The organism is Pseudomonas serboccidentalis (assembly GCF_028830055.1).
GTDB lineage: Bacteria > Pseudomonadota > Gammaproteobacteria > Pseudomonadales > Pseudomonadaceae > Aquipseudomonas > Aquipseudomonas serboccidentalis.
The window spans coordinates 3616772-3631031 of sequence record NZ_CP101655.1; the positions used below are offsets into that span (position 1 = coordinate 3616772).

At 59.6% G+C, this 14260-nt stretch carries 19 protein-coding genes; 8 read left to right on the forward strand and 11 right to left on the reverse strand.

Annotated features, from left to right (window positions below; all coding sequences use genetic code 11):
• Nucleotides 1-32: 32 nt before the first annotated feature.
• From NN484_RS16345 to NN484_RS16355, 3 genes are all read left to right on the forward strand, one after another.
• Nucleotides 33-989: a LysR family transcriptional regulator gene (locus tag NN484_RS16345; RefSeq protein ID WP_127648771.1), complete on the forward strand. Its 957-nt coding sequence runs from the start codon at nt 33-35 to the stop codon at nt 987-989.
• 73 nt (nt 990-1062) lie between these two features.
• Entirely contained in the window at nt 1063-1527 is a 465-nt protein-coding gene (locus tag NN484_RS16350) for a MarR family winged helix-turn-helix transcriptional regulator (protein WP_215501982.1), read from the forward strand.
• Nucleotides 1528-1859: 332 nt separating this feature from the next.
• Nucleotides 1860-2279, forward strand: a complete 420-nt coding sequence (locus tag NN484_RS16355; protein ID WP_274657482.1) for an organic hydroperoxide resistance protein — start codon at nt 1860-1862, stop codon at nt 2277-2279.
• A 144-nt stretch (nt 2280-2423) separates the two neighbouring features.
• On the opposite strand, the gene NN484_RS16360 is transcribed toward NN484_RS16355, so the two are convergent.
• On the reverse strand, nt 2424-2993 hold the full coding sequence (locus NN484_RS16360; RefSeq protein ID WP_025113141.1) for an elongation factor P: 570 nt from the start codon (nt 2991-2993) through the stop codon (nt 2424-2426).
• A 48-nt stretch (nt 2994-3041) separates the two neighbouring features.
• Nucleotides 3042-4184, reverse strand: a complete 1143-nt coding sequence (gene earP / locus NN484_RS16365) for an elongation factor P maturation arginine rhamnosyltransferase EarP (protein ID WP_274657483.1) — start codon at nt 4182-4184, stop codon at nt 3042-3044.
• Between the two features lie 125 nt (nt 4185-4309).
• Here earP and NN484_RS16370 point away from each other — a divergent pair, with 125 nt between their 5' ends.
• Together NN484_RS16370 and NN484_RS16375 are read left to right on the forward strand one after the other, a co-directional pair.
• Complete coding sequence (locus NN484_RS16370) at nt 4310-4720, forward strand: hypothetical protein (protein ID WP_215501985.1); 411 nt, start codon at nt 4310-4312, stop codon at nt 4718-4720.
• Between the two features lie 2 nt (nt 4721-4722).
• A complete protein-coding gene (locus NN484_RS16375; protein WP_003226791.1) occupies nt 4723-5205 on the forward strand; it encodes a GreA/GreB family elongation factor in 483 nt (160 codons plus the stop codon).
• A 9-nt stretch (nt 5206-5214) separates the two neighbouring features.
• Here the strand turns inward: NN484_RS16375 and cysB are convergent, their stop codons facing one another.
• From cysB to NN484_RS16400, 5 genes are all read right to left on the reverse strand, one after another.
• Nucleotides 5215-6189, reverse strand: coding sequence for an HTH-type transcriptional regulator CysB (gene cysB / locus NN484_RS16380; protein ID WP_007908591.1), 975 nt, complete (start codon nt 6187-6189; stop codon nt 5215-5217).
• 113 nt (nt 6190-6302) lie between these two features.
• Nucleotides 6303-6806: a universal stress protein gene (locus NN484_RS16385; RefSeq protein WP_127648775.1), complete on the reverse strand. Its 504-nt coding sequence runs from the start codon at nt 6804-6806 to the stop codon at nt 6303-6305.
• Nucleotides 6807-6904: 98 nt separating this feature from the next.
• The gene (locus NN484_RS16390; protein ID WP_025113136.1) at nt 6905-7810 is read right to left on the reverse strand and encodes a 5'-nucleotidase; all 906 of its coding nucleotides are present in this window, start codon (nt 7808-7810) and stop codon (nt 6905-6907) included.
• 28 nt (nt 7811-7838) lie between these two features.
• Nucleotides 7839-8795 (reverse strand): putative 2-dehydropantoate 2-reductase, encoded by a 957-nt coding sequence (locus NN484_RS16395; RefSeq protein WP_274657484.1) that lies wholly within the window; start codon nt 8793-8795, stop codon nt 7839-7841.
• Nucleotides 8796-9182 (reverse strand): thioredoxin family protein, encoded by a 387-nt coding sequence (locus NN484_RS16400; RefSeq protein WP_127648777.1) that lies wholly within the window; start codon nt 9180-9182, stop codon nt 8796-8798.
• Here NN484_RS16400 and NN484_RS16405 point away from each other — a divergent pair.
• Nucleotides 9181-9624 (forward strand): PilZ domain-containing protein, encoded by a 444-nt coding sequence (locus NN484_RS16405; protein ID WP_064588583.1) that lies wholly within the window; start codon nt 9181-9183, stop codon nt 9622-9624. The genes NN484_RS16400 and NN484_RS16405 overlap by 2 nt on opposite strands.
• Nucleotides 9625-9753: 129 nt before the next feature.
• Nucleotides 9754-10830: a 3-deoxy-7-phosphoheptulonate synthase gene (locus NN484_RS16410; RefSeq protein WP_127648778.1), complete on the forward strand. Its 1077-nt coding sequence runs from the start codon at nt 9754-9756 to the stop codon at nt 10828-10830.
• Between the two features lie 64 nt (nt 10831-10894).
• Here the strand turns inward: NN484_RS16410 and NN484_RS16415 are convergent, their stop codons facing one another.
• Entirely contained in the window at nt 10895-11176 is a 282-nt protein-coding gene (locus NN484_RS16415; RefSeq protein ID WP_025113131.1) for a GNAT family N-acetyltransferase, read from the reverse strand.
• Between the two features lie 636 nt (nt 11177-11812).
• On the opposite strand from NN484_RS16415, the gene oprI reads away from it, so the two are divergent.
• Nucleotides 11813-12064: an outer membrane lipoprotei OprI gene (oprI, locus tag NN484_RS16420; protein WP_025113130.1), complete on the forward strand. Its 252-nt coding sequence runs from the start codon at nt 11813-11815 to the stop codon at nt 12062-12064.
• Between the two features lie 122 nt (nt 12065-12186).
• On the opposite strand, the gene NN484_RS16425 is transcribed toward oprI, so the two are convergent.
• The 3 genes from NN484_RS16425 to NN484_RS16435 form a co-directional block, all read right to left on the reverse strand.
• Nucleotides 12187-13158, reverse strand: a complete 972-nt coding sequence (locus NN484_RS16425; protein ID WP_215501988.1) for a L,D-transpeptidase family protein — start codon at nt 13156-13158, stop codon at nt 12187-12189.
• A 136-nt stretch (nt 13159-13294) separates the two neighbouring features.
• Nucleotides 13295-13588 carry a hypothetical protein gene (locus NN484_RS16430; RefSeq protein WP_003226812.1) on the reverse strand — a complete coding sequence of 98 codons (294 nt, stop codon included), beginning with the start codon at nt 13586-13588 and terminating at the stop codon, nt 13295-13297.
• A 57-nt stretch (nt 13589-13645) separates the two neighbouring features.
• Nucleotides 13646-14251, reverse strand: coding sequence for an arylesterase (locus tag NN484_RS16435; RefSeq protein ID WP_215501989.1), 606 nt, complete (start codon nt 14249-14251; stop codon nt 13646-13648).
• Between the last annotated feature and the right edge of the window lie 9 nt (nt 14252-14260).

Below are 14260 nucleotides of genomic sequence, written 5' to 3' on the forward strand. Positions count from 1 at the left end.
TTATGCCAACTTCGCACAAGCACTGAACACTCATGAATCCCAATCAATTGACCGAACAGCTCGGGTTGTTTCTCGATGTGTTGGAAAGCGGCAGTTTTTCTGCGGCTTCCCGTCGTCATCCGCTGACGCCCTCCGCCGTGGCGCGGCGCATCGACAGCCTGGAAAGCGCGGTGGGTAGCCAGTTGTTCATCCGCAGCACCCACGCCGTGCGGGCCACACCCGCCGGTCTGGCCTTTGCCGAACGCGCGCGGCGCATTGTTGCCGAGTTGCAACTGGCCCGGGCCGAAGCGGTGTCCCTGAGCAGTGCGCCGGAAGGCTTGATTCGCATCGACGCCCCGGCCGCGTTCGGGCGCCGCCATCTGGCACCGGTGATTGCCGATTTTCTGGTGTTGTACCCGGGCCTGGACGTGCAGTTGCACCTGATCGACAGCTTCATCGACATGCACGGCTCCAACCTGGGCAAGGTCGACCTGGTGTTGCGGGCCGGGCAAATGGCCGATACCCGGCTGGTCGCCACCCCGCTGGCGAGCATGATGCGCATCGCCTGCGCCAGCCCCGATTACCTCAAGCGTCGCGGTGCACCGAGTCATCCCGGGCAGTTGAGCGAACATGACGGACTGGATTGGGAAGGCCTGGCCCCGCCCTTCGCCTGGCGCTTCGAACAGGACGGGCAAATGCAACTGCACCGCCCTTCGCGAATCCGCATGAGCGCCAACAATGCCGAGGCGCTGGTGTGCGGCGCATTGGCCGGGCTGGGCATCGCGCACTTGCCGACCTGGCTGGCCAGTGAATACCTGCTGCGCGGAGAGCTGTTACCGCTGTTCTGCGAGAACGGTCTGCCACAACCGGAGAGCACCGGTATCTATGCGCTGCGCATGGAACAGCAAACCAACTCGCGCAGCCGCTTGCTTCTGGAATACCTCAAGACCCGCTTCAGCCCGGTGCCGCCGTGGGATCTGGCGCTGCAGCGCGAGCTGGGCCGACACTAAGTTCTGGATAATTATCTGGCGCATTAAACATTCGGGCGCTAGATTCAAGCCCATCATCGAACAAGGCTTTGCCATGACCACCGAACGCGACACCACCGACAACTGCGATCACCTGCTGTTGGACAACCAGGCCTGCTTCGCCCTGCACTCCACCTCGCTGATGATGACCAAGGTCTACAAGCCGTTGCTGCAAGCGCTGGGCCTGACCTATCCGCAGTATCTGGCGATGATGGTGCTGTGGGAAAAGGACGGTTTGACCGTGGGCGAAATCAGCACGCGGTTGCTGACCGATCCGGGATCGCTGACACCGTTGCTCAAGCGCCTGGAGGCTGAAGGTTTGCTCAGCCGTACGCGCAGTCGCGAGGATGAGCGGGTGGTGATCGTTGAACTCACCGCACAAGGCCGGGCCCTGCGTGACCAGGCCAAGAGCGTTCCGCAATGCATCCTGGGCGCCAGCGGCTTTACCATCGAACGCCTGCAGCATCTGCAATCGGAGCTGCAAGCCCTGCGCAGCCACCTGCAAGACAGCTTGACTTGATAACAACACTGCCTCTCCCACAGTAGGAGTGAGCCTGCTCGCGATAGCGATGGTTCAGTCGACTTCCGTTGATTTTTGTCCCACCGCTATCGCGAGCAGGCTCACTCCTACCAGGGATCGCTTCACCTGAAAAATATTCTTCAGCCCCCGCACCCCCACCATCCGCTCTAAATCAACACTTTCAAGCTGATCGTCAGTTCGTTGCAGGACTGAAACGCAGCTTTCTCGAAAATTTATATTGCGCGCTAAATATTTGAGAGCTACATTTATCTCGCACTTACTTAGCGCGCAAACAATTAGCGCAAATAAAGACTCTGAACGAGGCTCACACCATGCAAACTCTCTACACTGCAATCGCAACCTCCACTGGCGGCCGTGACGGTCGTGCGATCTCCAGCGACAACGTCCTCGACGTTAAACTCGCCACCCCGAAAGAACTCGGTGGTGCCGGTGGTGCAGCGACCAACCCTGAGCAACTGTTCGCTGCCGGTTACTCGGCCTGCTTCATCGGCGCACTGAAATTCGTTGCCAGCCAGACCAAACGCAAGATCCCCGACGACGCCTCGATCACCGCGCATGTCGGCATTGGCCAGATCCCTGGCGGTTTCGGTCTGGACATCGACCTGCACATCAGCCTGCCGGGTCTGGAACAAGCGGATGCACAGAGCCTGGTCGAAGCCGCGCATCAGGTCTGCCCGTACTCCAACGCCACCCGTGACAACGTTGACGTGCGTCTGCACACCACCGTGTAACCGAAGCAAAAGATCGCAGCCTGCGGCAGCTCCTCCACCGATCCCTGCAGGAGCTGCCGCAGGCTGCGATCTTTTGATCTTCCTTGCAGGCACAAAAAAGCCCGACTCAATGGTCGGGCTTTTTCTTTCCGCGAAAAGCTGTGCTTATTTGGCACGGCCTTTGTAGGAACCGCCTTCACGGGTGTCGATCTCGATCTTGTCACCGATTTCGATGAAGTCAGCAACTTGCAGCTCAGTACCGTTGCTCAGCTTGGCTGGCTTCATGACTTTGCCGGAAGTGTCGCCACGAGCCGAACCTTCGGTGTAGTCAACTACGCGCACGATGGTGGTCGGCAGTTCTACGGAAACCAGACGCTCTTCGAAGAACACGGCTTCGCAAACGTCGGTCATGCCTTCTTCAACGAAAGGCAGAACGCTTTCGATGTCTTCGGCGTTCAGCTCGTACATGGTGTAGTCAGTGGTGTCCATGAACGTGTAGGTGTCGCCGCTGATGAAGGACAGGGTCGCTTCTTTGCGGTCGAGGATCACGTCGTCCAGCTTGTCGTCCGCACCGTAAACGGTTTCGGTCTTGTAACCGGTCAGCAGGTTCTTCAGCTTGGTCTTCATGATCGCGCTGTTACGGCCCGACTTGGTGAATTCAGCTTTCTGAACCAGCCAAGGATCGTTGTCGATACGGATCACGGTACCGGGTTTGAGTTCTTTACCAGTTTTCATTGCGAATATCCGAATTTGGATGGGATTTACAAAAATCTAGGCCGCGTATCATATCCAATTTAGGTAAAACTGTACCAGCGCCGTGGCAAGATCGGCCTGCAAGCCTTGTTCCAGACACCATTGTTCGGCGTTTTCCTGCAGTTCTGGCCAGTGTTTACGGGCCTCTAGCCAGTGCTCGCCGATCGGTTGCCCGGCACTCCAGGCATGCCACAGACCGTTCATCGCCTCGGCAGCCGCCGGCGAAAGTCCTTTCGTATACAACGCAAGGAAGGCGTCGAGCTTGTCCAGATGGATGTCTTCGTCCTGCTGATAGATGTGCCAGAGCATCGGCCGCCCGGCCCACTGCGCACGAACGAACGAATCCTCCCCACGCACCGCATTGAAATCACAGCACCACAGCAACTGATCGTATTGATCCTGACGGACGAACGGCAGCACCTGCACCGTCAGCGCCTGACGCACGTTCAGGTCGCCGACCTCCAGTGAGTCAACCCCGAGCCAGCGCGCGACGTCACCGAGAATCCGCCCTTCCGGCACCAGCAGGTGGGTGGGTTCGTTATCAGCGGCCAGCACATCCAGCCAACTGGCGAGACCGGCGTTCTCGTAGGCAAACAGTGAAATCAGTTGTGCGCCCGGTGCGCGATCGATCCCCAGACGTTCCAGGAACTGGCGCTGCGCCTCGTCATCCGCCTGAAACGCACGACGTCGCTCAAGCAAACCCCGTTCACGCAGCAAGCCTCCGGTGCCCGGCTGAAACCCGGGAAAGAAGAAAAACTTCTGCACCGATTTGTATTTCACCGAGGGCAAACCGTGACAACCGATGACCCAGCCTTCGGCGCTGAGGTAATCGAGGTTCATCCACAGCGGCAGCTGTTGGCGCTCGGCCATGGCGTCCATGTACGCGGGAGGCAACTGACAGGCAAACGCGGCGATCACCACGTCCGCCGCCTCCGTCTGCGGCCAGTCGCTCGGCCAGTGCCGCACGTCGACGCCCTGCTGCGTTTGCTGGCCCAGGTGGATGTCGATCTCGGGGCAGATGCGCTCGAAGGCGCGCAGGTCATCGACCCACAGGCGCACCGCCAGCGCATGTTCGGCCACCAGTTGCCGGGCCAGACGCCAGGTCACGCCGATGTCGCCATAGTTATCGACCACGGTGCAAAAAATATCCCAGCGGGTTTTCGGTACCGGCATGCAAGACTCCCCGTTGGCAAAGGCGCTGATTGTCCGCATAAATGACGTCGCGCAGAAGAGCCGACGGCGATTAATCTTCGTGCGACAATCGCCACTTGCCCGCAATCATCCGCCAGGAGGCAGCCATGCCCTATCGTCCCAACCCGCGTCGTCCATTGCCTGTTCAGCTTAGCGCGCTGCAACTGACCGGCAGTATTGCTTTGGGCATGTGGCTGGGCTTTCTGGCCATCGCGCTGACCTGCTGGCTGCTCTCGCGTCTGGTGTTCACCGAACAGCTGGCGCCTGTCGCTCAGGCAGTGCAACAGCTGGCCAAACCGCCCGCGACCGTCCAGGTACAACCGGACATTGCGCCACAGAGCCCGCTGTTCGAGCAGTACGAAGAGAACCTGCGCAAGAACGAACAGCAGGCACGGTTGGAGCAGGCGCGCAGCAGCACGCGCAATCAGTCGAACCCCAAGTGCCAGTTCTGGCTGCAACAGGACCAGACCGCGCCAAGCGAGAAGAGCCGCGCCAACGTTTTGCAATTCTGCGATTGATCATGAACAAACACACCGTCCACCAGTTGATCCTCGACAAACTGCGCGTCGACCTCGACATCGCCGAACGCGCCGCGCAGACCGCTTATGAAACCGCGACCCACGAAGAGAACATCGCCGAGAACAAGTACGACACACTGGGGCTTGAGGCGTCTTATCTGGCGGCGGGTCAGGCGAAACGGGTCGAAGAAATCCGTCAGTCGCTGGCGCTGTGCCAGAACTTGACGCTGCGCGCCTACGATGAAAATCGTGGCATCGAGATCGGCGCCCTGCTCGGTCTGGAAGACGAAAAGGGTCGCGAGCAATGGCTGTTTCTGGCCCCGGATGCAGCGGGCCTGAAAGTCGATGTGGTGGGTCAGCCGATTACCGTCATCACCCCGCGCTCGCCGCTGGGCAAAAGCCTGCTGGGCAAGTTCGAGGGCGACGAGGTGGAGATTCTGGTGGCGGGCACCCGGCAACAGTTCGCTGTCACCGAGGTGCTCTGAGGCAGGGTCTTAGTGGACCGGCAGTTCGACGCCGTCGAACAGCTCTTCCAGCTCCTGCTTGTTGTGGCACTGGATGGCTTTGGCCATCACTTCGCGGGTCAGGTGCGGGGCGAACTTCTCGATGAAGTCGCACATGAAGCCACGCAGGAAAGTGCCACGACGGAAACCGATCTTGGTGATGCTCGACTCGAACAGCTCGCTGGCATCCAGCACCACCAGGTCGTTATCGAGTTTGGTATCGACCGCCATCTTCGCCACGATGCCCACGCCCAGACCCAGGCGCACGTAGGTTTTGATCACGTCGGCGTCGGCTGCGGTGAACACCACTTTCGGCGTCAGACCACGATGGCTGAAGGCTTCGTCGAGTTTCGAACGGCCGGTGAAACCGAACACGTAAGTCACGATCGGGTATTCGGCCAGCGCTTCGAGGGTCAGTTTCGGCAGCTTGGTCAGCGGGTGGCCCTGCGGCACGACCACGCAACGGTTCCAGCGATAGCACGGCATCATCACCAGATCACCGAACAGCTCCAGCGCTTCGGTGGCAATGGCGAAATCGACGGTGCCGTCAGCCGCCATTTCGGCGATCTGCATCGGCGAACCCTGGTGCATGTGCAGCGCCACGTCCGGGTATTGCTTGATGAAATTGCTGATCACCGGCGGCAGCGCATAACGCGCCTGGGTGTGGGTGGTGGCGATCGACAGAGTGCCTTTCTTCTCGTTGGAGAATTCCTGGGCAATCTGCTTGATGCTTTCGACCTTGCGCAGGATTTCGCCCGCGGTGGTGATGATGCGCTCGCCAGCCGGGGTGACGCGGGTCAGGTGCTTGCCGCTGCGGGCGAACACTTCAACGCCCAGTTCGTCTTCCAGCAGGCGGATCTGCTTACTGATGCCCGGTTGCGAGGTGTAAAGGCTTTGGGCTGTAGCGGAAACGTTGAGGTCGTGGTGCGCCACTTCCCAGATGTAGCGCAATTGTTGAAGCTTCATATGTATCCCTCAAAGCAGGTAGACGCCACGGGCATCAGCGACGGTATATAACTATATTAATGGTTTAATTAATAAATCTAGAACTTTTTCATCAAAGCGCCATTATTCCCGCCTCAGCGATCCCCCCGGCGCCGACGCTCCACCAACGGCACCAGATAAACCGGTACCTTGGCCAATTGCAGAACCCGGGTCGCCGTGCGCCCCAAAGGAGTTTCCGCCCCCACACCGTGGCTATGCGTGCCTACGATCAGCAAATCCACCGAGAGTTTCTGCACCTGGTCGAGAATCACCTGCGCCGGATCGCCCTGCACCACCCGAACCGCGCAAATACGCTGCAGATCCTGATCGCCCTCGTCGCCCAGTTCTTCGCGAAAACTGTCCAGCACCCGCTGCTCAATACTCGCGATGACAGTTTTCAGACCCTGACTGTGGAATTCGTTCAATGCCTGTTCGTCGAGATAGCTTTGCAGCACCGACTCGGCAAACAGCCCCATGGGTTCCACTGCGTGCACCACATACAAGTCGGCATCGAATGTTCGCGCCAACGCCAGGGCATGCTGCATCACTAACGGTGCGTACAGACCGAGGTCAGTGGCATACAGCATCGAACGAATCATATGACCTCCTCGCGTGCCAACATGGCGGAGATTTGATTCAGCTTAGCAGTGCCTTGGCGAGTACGACGTGCGACGCAACGTCTTGAAGCACAGGGGCTTTAGATCGATGGTTCGTTGCTGATGCCGTGCGGCACGTGGCCGGTGGCGACCACTTCACGCGCGAGCTCGCAGTGACCGGCCTGATCGTCGAAAAACACATCGGCGGCAAAGGCTTCGAGGAACGCCGATTTGGTCAGCCCGCCGAGGAACAGCGACTCGTCGAGACGGATGTCCCACTCGCGCAAGGTGCGGATCACCCGCTCATGGGCCGGCGCCGAACGCGCGGTCACCAGCGCTGTGCGGATCGGGCAATCGTCCTCGGGGAACTCGCGCTGCAGCGCATTGAGCGCGGCCAGAAAGCCTTTGAACGGCCCGCCGCGCAATGGCTCGCGCGCCGCTTCACGCTCCTTGGCCTGAAACGCCTCCAGCCCGCCGGATTGATAAATGCGCTCGGACTCATCGGAAAACAGCACCGCGTCGCCGTCGAAGGCGATGCGCAACTCATCACTGGCGGCACGACTGGCGCCACCAGACAGAATCGTCGCTGCAGCAAATCCAGCGTCCAGTGCAGCGCGCACATCCTCGGCGTGCGTGGACAGAAACAGGTCACAGCCAAAGGCCTTGAGGTACGGATACGGACTGCGCCCGCCGACGAATGCCGCCCGGGAAATGTCCAGCCCATAGTGATGAATCGAGTTGAAGGCGCGCAGGCCGGTGTCGGCACTGTTACGCGAAACCAGAATCACCTCGACCCGGGCGCGGTCGAGGCGACTGTTGAGGCTCAGGAGTTTTTCCACCAGGGGAAAGGCATCGCCCGGTGCGAGAATCTCGTCTTCGTGTTCGATCTGATATTGCCGGTAGGCTTCGACGCCGCTCGACAGGTAGACCTTGTGACTTTCGCTCAGGTCGAACAGGGCGCGAGACGAAATCGCCAGCACCAGTTTGTCATCGATGTTCTTGGCCATGCCTTCCCCCACTCCCTCGAAAACCGACTCAAGTGTTGCGTCGGTCGATAAAACTCAACGTGCGATACAGCGCTTCGATACGCGGCAGTTCACACCCTGCCGCCTTGGCCGCCGCCAATGGCCGGGCATAAATCGCTTCCAGTTCCAGCGGTCGTTTGTGCAGGAAATCGTGGTACATGCTCGGCCAATAGTCGGGCATTTTCTCGGTCATCATGAACAGGTACTCGGCGTAACCGGGTGGCATGTCGTGACCACAGGCCTTGGCGCCCTGCACCACTTCGGCCATCAACGCCTGGATCAGCGCGCGACTGTCAGCGTCAGCCATCAGCGGCGTGGTGCCGGCACCGAGCAGAACCGAGAGACCGTTGTAGGGAATATTCCAAACCAGTTTCTGCCAGCGTGCCTGATGCAGATTGGGCATCGCCTGGGAGTCGATGCCGGCGGCGCGAAACAGACTGGCGCCCTCCTCGACGATCGCCATGCGCGCCGTGTCATCTGCTGCCGGACCGCTGTGATAGCCGACGTTCACCGCTCCCAACGCCTGATGGGTGATGTGCCCCGGAGCTTCGCGATGCACACAGATCAGACACAGGCCACCGAGCAGATGCAGGGAATCGGGTAACAGCTCACGCAGGCTGTCTTCGACGTCCAGACCGTTTTGCAGTACCAACACTTTCGCACCGGGTTTGGCCGCAGCAATGATCGCCGGCGCCAGCCCGACGCTGCTGGTGGTCTTGGCACCGACCAGCAGCCAGTCGCAGGCCGGCATGTCGTCAGCCTTGGCATAGGCTTGCACCGGGTTGAGCGTCAGCGTGCCGTGGACCGCACTGTCCACCTGCAAACCACGTTCGGCCACCGCCGAGAATTCACTGCGCAACAAAAAGTGCACATCGAAACCGGCCCGCGCCAGCATCACACCGTAGAACCCGCCGATTGCCCCGGCGCCGATAATCCCGATCACCGGTTTATTGTCTGCTCCCGCCATCTATGGCAACTCCTCTGCAATTCGACCCAGCGCCTGCGCCACTGCCGCGTTCAGCGCATCGGCGGTCAGGCGCGTGTGCAATGCCCCAAAGAACTCGCCGTCGCGCACCACAAACAGCGCCGGCAAATGAAAGACCTGATAACGCTCCACCAACCCGCCGTTGTTGCCGGCATCGATCCAGCACAGGCGATCCACCGCCAGCTCGAACCCGGGCAACACCTCTCTGGCATAACGGCAGCTGGAACAGCCGACGCTGGTGAAAATCACCAGCGAAACGCCGCTCATCGCCAGCAGCCGCTGGTCGGCGTCGAAATCGGTCAGTTGCGATTCGACCACTATACTGGGGGAAACAATGTCAAATGGCCGACACAGGGAGTCTGTGCTCATGGGACGTTTCATTCCTCATCCGGACGAAGTGCCTGTCGAATTAACGTTACTCAAGCCCGAGTGTATTTCCAGGCAACAGCTGCACACTATCAGCCTCGGCGGGATCGCTTGCAATTATCACCGCGCCTGGCGCCACGGCACCGCCCTTGAGGTGCGCATGCCGACACTCAACGCCGACATCTGTTACCCGGGCTATGTGGCGTGGTGCCTGCGACGCAAAAAGGGCTATCTGGTGGGGATCGCATTCACCGATGAGCAGACGCTGTTCAGCGCCCGGATGGGCGAGCAGGTGTGCCAGATCGAACGTTATTGCCGCATGAACGAGGCCCACGACGACCTGCAGGATATTCAGGCGCTGGCCCTGCAATGGGTCGAACAACACGCCGACGAGTTCTCTCACGACAGCGTTCGCAAGGCTTTTGCCCAGCCAGTGCTGGATTAAAGCGGCGTTTGCCCATTGTCGAGCCGCGTCTGACGCGCTAAGGTTCGGCTCCCCGACGCGCTTAAATCCGCTGTGCTCCGCCGCGCGGGGATCGCTGGCGGCCGGCACCCGTGACCTGACGAGTAAACGATGGCTGATTTACCGATCAACGACCTAAACGTCGCCTCTAACGAGACCCTGATCACTCCTGATCAGCTCAAGCGTGATATTCCTCTGAGCGACGCTGCCCTGCGCACCGTCACCAAGGGCCGCGAAGTCATTCGCAACATTCTTGATGGCACCGACCACCGTCTGTTCGTAGTGATCGGCCCGTGCTCGATCCACGACATCAAGGCTGCCCACGAATACGCTGACCGCCTCAAGGCATTGGCGGCGGAAGTCTCCGATACCCTGTATCTGGTCATGCGCGTGTATTTCGAGAAGCCACGGACCACCGTCGGCTGGAAAGGCCTGATCAACGACCCGTACCTCGACGACTCGTTCAAGATTCAGGACGGTCTGCACATCGGTCGCCAACTGCTGCTGGACCTGGCCGAGAAAGGCCTGCCGACCGCCACCGAAGCCCTCGACCCGATCTCCCCGCAGTACCTGCAGGATCTGATCAGCTGGTCGGCCATCGGCGCACGCACCACCGAATCCCAGACTCACCGTGAAATGGCCTCCGGCCTGTCCTCGGCCGTCGGCTTCAAGAACGGCACCGACGGTGGCCTGACCGTGGCGATCAATGCCCTGCAGTCGGTCTCCAGCCCGCACCGTTTCCTGGGCATCAACCAGGAAGGTGGCGTGTCGATCGTCACCACCAAGGGCAACGCCTACGGTCACGTGGTGCTGCGTGGCGGCAACGGCAAGCCGAACTACGATTCGGTCAGCGTCGCCCTGTGCGAGCAGGCGCTGAACAAGGCGAAGATCAAGCCGAACATCATGGTCGATTGCAGCCACGCCAACTCCAACAAGGATCCGGCCCTGCAACCGCTGGTGATGGAAAACGTCGCCAACCAGATCCTTGAAGGCAACCAGTCGATCATCGGCCTGATGGTCGAGAGTCATCTGAACTGGGGCTGCCAGGCCATCCCGAAAGACCTCGCCGACCTGCAATACGGCGTGTCGATCACCGACGCCTGCATTGACTGGGCCACCACCGAGAACACCTTGCGCAGCATGCACGCCAAGCTCAAGGATGTTCTGCCGAAGCGTCAGCGCAGCTGATCAGCGTTTCGCGGGCATAAAAAAACGCCGGGCTCAGCCCGGCGTTTTTGTGTGTGCGGTGTTATCAGATTTTCGCGGCGCGCTTCTGATGGCGCTCCATGTAGCGCTCGACATAGGAGCACGACGGGATCACCGTGTAGCCCATTTCTTCGGCGTATTGCAGCGCGCTTTCAGTCAGAGCTGCCGCGATGCCTCGACCACGCAACGCGTTGGGCACGAAGGTGCGATAGATATCCAGGGTCTGTTTTCCCAGATCCATATAGGTCAGGTAGGCACGATGACCGTCCACATTGGTCTCGAACTGATGACCAGCCTGGTCATGGTGGATGGACAACGCCTCGCTCATCACTACTCCTCGCGGGTCTTGAATTCTGACCCCTACCTTACCGATGTTTTTCCGGCGAAGGAACATCTACGCCACCCCGTGCCTGATGGACACCGAGAAGAGCCACACCGATCTCGCGCAACCGAGCACCTGATAAATAGTAGGCACCATTGGCAAAAATGCTCAAGGTGCGCTCGTCATCATGCTCGTTGACCGGGTAACTCCGATGGGCGCAGCGGCAGGCGCGGGGAAGATCTTCCCGAGGCGCTCGCCTGAACGTTGCCGGATGTTGAGACTTAAGACGCAGCGCTTTCTTTAAAGTCACCTCAAGAGCGACAAAGATAGGTGAGGTGTCATGCAAAATCGGAACAAAAGTGTAGACGAATTCATCTAGGCAGACTTGGTGCAAGACCGCAAAAACTGTACAGGACAATGGGAACTTTTTCTCATTGACCGGCTCAAGCCGGGGCTTGCAGCTGTATATTTTTTAAACAGGCCAGTCAAAAGTTGCTCGAAAAAGAATCAACGCCTACAATTTTTTTTGCTTCTTGCGCTACGTCAGTTTACTTACTACAAGTAATGGGTAGTATGTACGCCGGCTATTTCCTCAATCGGAGGAGAAAGCCACTTAATTGAAAGTCCTTGAAGGGGAACACGATGAACAACGTTCTGAAATTCTCTGCTCTGGCTCTGGCCGCAGTTCTGGCTACCGGTTGCAGCAGCGCATCGAAAGAAACCGAAGCACGTCTGACCGCTACTGAAGACGCAGCTGCTCGCGCTCAAGCTCGTGCAGACGAAGCATACCGTAAAGCTGATGAAGCTCTGGCTGCTGCTCAAAAAGCACAACAGACTGCTGACGAAGCTAACGAGCGTGCTCTGCGTATGCTGGACAAAGCAAGCCGTAAGTAATAATCCCTCGGGATTGTTATCAAGCCGACCCAGTTTCTGGGTCGGCTTTTTTGTGCCTGGAGCTTTTGTCCGGGCAATAAAAAACCCGCCGACGCAAACGCATCGACGGGTCCGGATCGATCTTATTGCTGCAGGTCGATCGGCGCACTCGAGACAATCGGTGCCGAGGTATTCGGCGTGCCGATTTCGGTTGGCAAGCCATCTTCGGCCGCCACCACATCGCGCACCACATCCCAGTTCACGCGCAGGTTGTTGGTGACATCTTCACGCTTGAGCATCGCGTTGATCACCGCCGTGTGCTTGTCGACCACTGACGGATTGCCTTTATCGTCAATCGGCGTGTGCGCTTCCAGATAGACCTTGCCGCCACTGCTGCCGAACTTGTACGCGTCGTTGAGGATGCGCACCGAAGTGCCGACCGGCACCATGCTGGCCATCTCCAGCACGTTGTTGTTGAACATGCGGAAGCAGCCGTGGCTGGTGCGCATGCCGATGCCGAACTTCTTGTTCGAACCGTGGATCAGGTAGCCCGGCGTGCCCAGGGTGAACTTGAACGGCCCCAGCGGGTTGTCTGGACCGGCCGGCACCACGTTCGGCAGCGGATCACCATCGGCGGCGTGCTCGGCCTTGATCGACGCTGGAGGGGTCCAGGTCGGGTTCGGTGTCTTGGCGGTGATCGAGGTGTGCGCGATTGGCGAACCCCAACCTTCACGACCGATACCCAGCGGGAAGGTGTACACCACGTTCCGGCCTTTCGGGTAGTAGTAGAGACGGTATTCGGCGAGGTTGATCACGATGCCTTCGCGCGGACCCGGCGGCAGGATGAACCGCGTCGGCAGGACGATTTCCGTGCCGGCGCCCGGCAGCCAGGCATCGACGCCCGGGTTGGCCGCGACCATTTCCGAATAGCCCAGATCGTATTTTGTCCCCAGGTCAGCGAAGGTATCTTCGTACTTGGCCTTGATCACCTGCACCTGGCCGATGATGTCCTCACCGGGTGGTGGCAAGGGAAACTCCAATGCAGCAACGGGACCGGCCATACACAGGGCGGCAAGTGACAGGCAGCGGGTGACGGCAGGAAAGCGCGGCAACATCCGGAAAATCCTTCGCATGATCAACAAGGGTATAAGAGAGCGATTGTACACCGCGCCTCGGGAATTCGGGGAGATGCGCCGATGGGCAGACACAACTCTTCATGCAGGAGCTGCCGCAAGCTGCGATCTTTTGATCCTAGAGTTCGAAACGCAACTCGGGCCAGATCGGCGAGGTGCCGCGCTTTTGCGATTCGAGAATCGCCCGGCACAACGAACACAGGCGCTGATCCTGGAACACCCGCCGATCGACACTCGACCAGCGCGGTTGCGCCGGCAGCAGGCTGCCGCACAACGTCCGGTCTGCAGAGCCACCGAGTTCGAGCTGACGGGTCACCAGATGCACCCGCACTTCCTGGCAGGCGAACAGATCCAGCTGTTCGTCAGGCTCGATCAGTTGGTAGGCAAACAGGGACCAGGCAGGACGCGGCATCGGGGGCTCCAAATAAGGGGGCGCCACATTAGCCGAAAGCCTGCCGCTAGAAAAGCCTCATAACAGCGGTTTTAGCGTCGGCCAGACATTTTCCAGCAACTTGCCCTGAGCCCCGGCGGCCGGGTGCAGACCATCGGCCTGCATCAGCTCGGGATGACCGCCCACGCCGTCGAGGAAAAACGGTACCAGCGGGATCTTTTTATCGTCGGCGAGTTTGCCGTAGACCTCGGCAAAGGCATCGGTGTAACGCTTGCCGTAGTTGGGCGGCAGTTGCATGCCGAGCAACAGCACCTTGGCGCCGCTCTGGCGGGAGCTGTCGATCATCGCCGCAAGGTTTTGTTGCAATTGCGTTGGCGGCATTCCGCGCAAGCCGTCATTGCCGCCCAATTCGAGGATCACCAGTTCCGGCCTGTGCTCTGCAAGCAGCGCCGGCAGGCGCGCCTGGCCTCCGGCACTGGTATCGCCGCTGATGGAAGCGTTGACCACTTTGTCGTCAAAACCCTCCTGCTTGAGCCGTTGCTCGAGCAGCGATACCCACCCCAGGCGGGTATCCAGTCCGAAACCGGCGCTGATACTATCGCCAACGATCAGGACAGTACCCGCCGCTGCGTTCTGGGCCATGCACATCAAGGCCAGGCCAGCACTCAAAAACCACACACGCATCGGATTCTC